The 5,376-nt window shown below is 36.8% G+C and carries 6 protein-coding genes; 3 read left to right on the forward strand and 3 right to left on the reverse strand.

Going from position 1 to position 5,376, the window contains the following annotated elements; genetic code table 11:
• Nucleotides 1–49 precede the first annotated feature (49 nt).
• Nucleotides 50–1,861 carry a glutamine--fructose-6-phosphate transaminase (isomerizing) gene (glmS, locus tag EQ827_RS07640; RefSeq protein WP_181190407.1) on the reverse strand — a complete coding sequence of 604 codons (1,812 nt, stop codon included), beginning with the start codon at nucleotides 1,859–1,861 and terminating at the stop codon, nucleotides 50–52.
• Between the two features lie 227 nt (nucleotides 1,862–2,088).
• On the opposite strand from glmS, the gene EQ827_RS07645 reads away from it, so the two are divergent.
• Genes EQ827_RS07645 through EQ827_RS07655 form a run of 3 tightly spaced genes read left to right on the forward strand, consistent with a single transcriptional unit; the run spans nucleotide 2,089 to nucleotide 3,603 of the window.
• The gene (locus EQ827_RS07645; protein WP_219912677.1) at nucleotides 2,089–2,433 is read left to right on the forward strand and encodes a YlcI/YnfO family protein; all 345 of its coding nucleotides are present in this window, start codon (nucleotides 2,089–2,091) and stop codon (nucleotides 2,431–2,433) included.
• Nucleotides 2,434–2,443: 10 nt separating this feature from the next.
• Nucleotides 2,444–3,307 carry an SPFH domain-containing protein gene (locus tag EQ827_RS07650; protein WP_181190409.1) on the forward strand — a complete coding sequence of 288 codons (864 nt, stop codon included), beginning with the start codon at nucleotides 2,444–2,446 and terminating at the stop codon, nucleotides 3,305–3,307.
• Complete coding sequence (locus EQ827_RS07655) at nucleotides 3,304–3,603, forward strand: hypothetical protein (protein WP_181190410.1); 300 nt, start codon at nucleotides 3,304–3,306, stop codon at nucleotides 3,601–3,603. The genes EQ827_RS07650 and EQ827_RS07655 overlap by 4 nt, the downstream gene beginning before the upstream one ends.
• 173 nt (nucleotides 3,604–3,776) lie before the next feature.
• Here the strand turns inward: EQ827_RS07655 and glmM are convergent, their stop codons facing one another.
• Complete coding sequence (gene glmM, locus EQ827_RS07660; RefSeq protein ID WP_181190411.1) at nucleotides 3,777–5,132, reverse strand: phosphoglucosamine mutase; 1,356 nt, start codon at nucleotides 5,130–5,132, stop codon at nucleotides 3,777–3,779.
• A gap of 45 nt (nucleotides 5,133–5,177) precedes the next feature.
• A partial coding sequence (locus tag EQ827_RS07665) for a hypothetical protein (protein ID WP_181190412.1) occupies nucleotides 5,178–5,376 on the reverse strand: 199 nt, incomplete at its 5' end.

A 5,376-nucleotide genomic window follows, 5' to 3' on the forward strand; every position in this document is an offset into this window, starting at 1 on the left:
TAAAATTATTGATTATTATTAAAAATTAGAATTCTAGCTTATTAATTAATTATTCCACTGTTACACTTTTTGCTAAATTACGTGGTTGATCCACATCATTTCCCCGCTCCACTGCAGCATAATAAGCAAATAATTGTGCTGGAACTACAGCTAAAATTGGCATTAAACGTTCATCAATATCTGCCAAAACCAATTGATCGTGAGAATCAGCCAAGCTGTTTTTGCTGATAATTAAAGGATGTGCACCACGGCTTAAAACTTCCTTAACATTGCTTCTGGTGTGAGCAGCTGTTTGGGATTCCAAGATAAAAGCTACTACCGGCGTATTATCTTCAATTAAAGCAATTGTTCCATGCTTTAATTCTCCAGCAGCAAAGCCTTCCGCATGAATATAAGAAACTTCTTTTAATTTTAAGGCTGCCTCTAAAGCGGTAGCATAACCATTACCTCGGCCAATGAAAAAGGCAGCATGTTGATGTGCAAAATATTCACTCGCTAATTGTTGCAAGTAATCTTTTTGATCAACAATTGTTTGAATAGCGTTGGCCGCAAGACTTAATTGCTGGACAATATCAAAATCTTGAGCTGCTGGAAGCTGTTTTTGGCGGCCCAATGCTTGTGCCAAGATAGCTTGAACTGCAATCTGTGCTACATAAGCTTTTGTTGAAGCAACCGCGATTTCTGGACCTGCGCATAATGGCAACGAATAAGTCGCCTCGCGAGCTAAAGTTGAATTAGGAACATTAGTAATTGTCAAAGTCGGATAATTTAGTTTGCGGACTTTATCTAAGACCTGTCGACTATCAGCTGTTTCGCCACTTTGACTTAAGAAAATGAAAAATGGTCGTGCTGATAACTTTGGTAAGTGATAGCCAAATTCACTAGCAATATGCACTTCAACCGGAACATCTGCTAAATCCTCTATCAGCTGTCTGCCGACTAATCCGGCATGATAGCTAGTCCCAGCTGCGACAATATAAAGACGATCAGCATTTTGTAAAGCAGTTAACAACGATTCACTTAATTGAGATTGAGCACTTTGAAAATACTGGGAAGCAATCCGCCGCAAAACCACTGGCTGTTCATCAATTTCTTTGAGCATATAGTTATCATAAGTGCCCTTAGAGACATCATTAGCATCCATTTGTACCTGATACGGCTGTCGGCTAACTGGCTGTCCGTTATGATCAGTCAATTCCACGGAATTGTTAGTAATTACTCCTAATTCGCCATCATGAATCTCCATAAAAGTATGAGTTTGATCTAACATTGCAATGGCATCAGAGCAAACAACGTTGTAACCATCAGCTAGTCCAATTAAGAGTGGACTTTTGTTTTTAGCAATGAAAATTTTATCTGGTTCCTGGCGATCCATTAAAGCAAAAGCATAAGAACCTTCTAATAATTGCACCGTTTTTTGAAGTGCTTGTTGTGCGTTTAAATGTTCCGTTAAAGCAAAATAATCAATTAACTGCACTGCCACTTCAGTATCGGTATCACTCCTAAATTCTACACCCGTAAGATATTTTTGCTTTAATTCAGCAAAATTAGTAATGACACCATTATGCACTAAATAAAAACGTTGATCCTGAGAAAAATGCGGGTGCGCATTATCTTGCGTTGGCTCTCCATGAGTTGCCCAACGAGTGTGGCCAATGCCAGCTTGGCCTTGATCTTGGGGTGTGAGAGCCTTTTGTAAATTGATAATTTTACCTACTCGTTTAATTAGGACATCATGGCCCTGCTGATCATTAAGATAAACTCCCGCGGAATCATAACCGCGATATTCCAGTTTTTTTAATCCTGATATTAAAATGTCAGTGGTTTGAGAGTTTCCAACCACACCTACAATTCCACACATATGTCTCTCTCCTATAATTGGTATAGTCCTAAATCTTCAGGACTTAGCTTACTTAACAATTGACATACTAGCAATTACTATCTAAAATGTCAACTATTATTCAAAATTGGTCTAGCTAAACAAGTGGAAACGCTAGGTTTTTCTTAACCAACTAACATTTAAGTAATCAAAAATAAATTTTGCTTGTATTATAATATCATTATGATATTATAAGGCTATGAAAGAAGATGATTGCTGTGAAAACTGTTATGACTACAATTCGCTTTCCAGATGAACTTTACCAACAAATAAAAGCGGCCGCTAAAAATCAACATACTAGTATTAATCAGCTTGTTGTTCAAAGCGTTCAACAGTCTTTAAGAGGAGTTGGGACAGCTTCACTTGAAAATCAACTAGTCATTAATCAGATTATTCAACCAGCAGCCATTCTTCCTAAAAGCGGTTTAATCAAGGTAAATGGAATTTATTATCGTTATCTCACAGAAAATAACGATCCCATTCTAGATGATACCGCCTATGTAGTAATAGCTGCTACAGGTAATATACTCACAATTAGAGCAATTAAGAAATGAGGAAAAAAACATGCCTTTAGGAATTAAAGTAGTACCCCAAAATTGCCAAGGATTGGTAGAACTGTTTGGTAAATACAAACACAGCGTAGAATCGGGATTACATTTTTATATTCCCCTTGCCCAACATATTCGTATTGTTAGTTTAGCAATGCAGCCTATTGAGTTACCGCATTATTCTATTATTACTAAAGATAATGCTGAAGTTTCCACTTCTATTACCTTAAATTATCACGTTACAGATGCTGTAAAGTATGAATACAATAACACTGACTCTGTGGAATCAATGGCCCAATTAGTTCGGGGACACTTGCGCGATATTATAGGTCGAATGGAATTAAATGATGCTTTAGGTTCAACAGCTAAAATTAATGCGGACTTATCTATCGCAATTGGAGATTTAACGAACACTTATGGTATCAATGTTGATCGGATTAATATTGATGAACTGTTGCCTTCTGAAGAAATTCAGCGTGCTATGGATAAACAATTAACCGCTGATCGTCAGCGTATCGCCACTATTGCCCAAGCTGAAGGTGAGGCTGAATCAATTCGTCTAACTAATGAAGCCAAAAATAACGCTCTAATGGCCACTGCTAAAGCCCAAGCTGAAGCTACACGTACCCGTGCTGATGCTGAACGATATCGGATTGATACTGTGCAAGCCGGTTTAGCTCATGCTGATGACAAATATTTTAAAAATCAATCTATCAATGCCTACAGCAAATTAGCCGATTCACCAGCTAATGTTGTTATTATTCCTAATGATGACAGCAGCAACTATGGCCAAGCTGCACTTTTAGCTCAAGCCCTTAACCGCCAACAACCTAATACTGAACAGACAACCGTACCTTTCCAGCAGGAGTCTAAACAATGACACTTTTAAAAATAATCAAATGGCTGGTCATTATTTTAGTACTATTAGGTATCTTTGAGGAGCTTTATAAGTTATTTAATCGTCAATTTAATAAAAATACCTCTACTGCTCAAACTCATTCCGGAGTATTAATGAATACTAAACATTATCGCGTTTCCCATTTTGTGAAAACACAAAAGCATATTGACAGTAAAAATTCGAAAAAATCAAAATCTAAAAAAGAACAATCTCAACGACTATTGCCAAAAATAAAGTATCAAGCAAATCAAACCAAAAAATCTGATAATAGCCATTGACTTTTTGGGTAGTTAAACGCAAACGGGAGCAAATAAAACATCTGTTTCATTATTGTCATTTGTTATTTAATTTAATAAATGTTTTCCTTGAAATAATCCATTTTAATATGTAATAAGGGGCTGAGACAATCATTTGTCTCAGCCCCTTATTACATATTAAAATCATTTGATTATTATAAGCCCATTTTTTCTTGAACAACACGGGCAATCTGTTCTGTATATTGGTTAGCCCTTTCTTCCGTTGCGGCTTCAACCATAATCCTAAGTAATGGTTCGGTTCCACTAGGACGCACTAAGACACGTCCATCACCATTCATCTCTTTTTCAACAGTATCAATTTCTTCTTGAATTTCCGGATATTGCTGCCAATTTTGCTTATCAGCAACCTTAATATTAACTAACTTTTGAGGATAAGTCTTCACTGGGGCAGCTAACTCTGACAACTTTTTGCCTGTCTGTTTCATTACATTTAATAGTTGGATCCCGGTTAACATGCCATCGCCAGTATTATGAATGTCAAAAATGATTATATGCCCCGATTGTTCGCCACCAAGATTATAACCATTTTTGACAATTTCTTCTGCCACATGGCGATCACCTACGGCAGTTTGCACAGACTTCATATTATTAGCCTCAATTGCCTTATAGAGTCCTAAATTGCTCATTACGGTTGTTACAATAGTATCTTTTTTGAGACGTCCCCGTTCTTTAAAGTAGCTTCCCAAAATATACATAATTTTATCACCGTCAACAATATTACCTTTTTCATCAACAGCAATACAGCGGTCACCATCACCATCAAACGCCAAACCAGCTTGAGCGTTGCGCGCTACTACTTCACGTGCTAATTTTTCTGGATGGGTAGAGCCGACACCATTATTAATATTGATACCATCTGGATTAGTAGCAATAGTCGTAAAATCAACATTTAGATCTGCATATAATTTAGTAAGCAATTTACTTGTAGAACCATTAGCACCATCTAAAACAATTTTTAAACCTGATAAATCATCAGAAATACTTTGACGTAAAAATTCCAAGTACTTTAAAGAGCCTTCTTTATAGCTTTCTAGAGTTCCTAAACCCTCTGCTGCCGGACGAGGTAACATGTCCACCTCTTGATCTAAAAAGTGTTCAATTTCTTCTTCAGTGGAATCTTTTAATTTATAGCCATCAGGTCCAAAAAATTTAATTCCATTATCGCTTGCTGGATTATGAGATGCCGAAATCATGATACCCGCATCAGCATCCTGAACCTTAACTAAATAGGCCACTGCCGGAGTAGTAATGACTCCTAAATCTAATACTTCAATTCCGACTGATAATAATCCTGCAATCAAAGCCATTTCTAGCATTTGCCCAGATTTACGAGTATCACGAGCTACCAAGACTGTAGGCCGATCTTCAGAACTCTCTTTTTGTTGGGAGAGCACATAACCTCCAGTACGTCCCAATTTAAATGCCAATTCTGGAGTTAGTTCCTTGTTAGCAACGCCACGCACACCATCAGTTCCAAAATATTTAACCATTTTTCAACCTCTTAACTTACTATTTTATTAAATTTAATCTCATCACTAATTATTTACGCCGCCAATCTCACCATTATTGTAGTTTACTTGATCACTGGCAGCTCCGCGATGCACATAAACTTTAATGGTACGAGGGTTTGAATCTATAATATCAGATTTAATCTGATTAAGGGTTATAATTTCATAATTCTTCTTACCTAGTTTCGTAACATCAATTGGTATTTCAATTTCATCAGTTTTATCT

The sequence above is a fragment of the Bombilactobacillus bombi genome (genome assembly GCF_013607485.1).
Taxonomy (GTDB): Bacteria; Bacillota; Bacilli; order Lactobacillales; family Lactobacillaceae; genus Bombilactobacillus; species Bombilactobacillus bombi_A.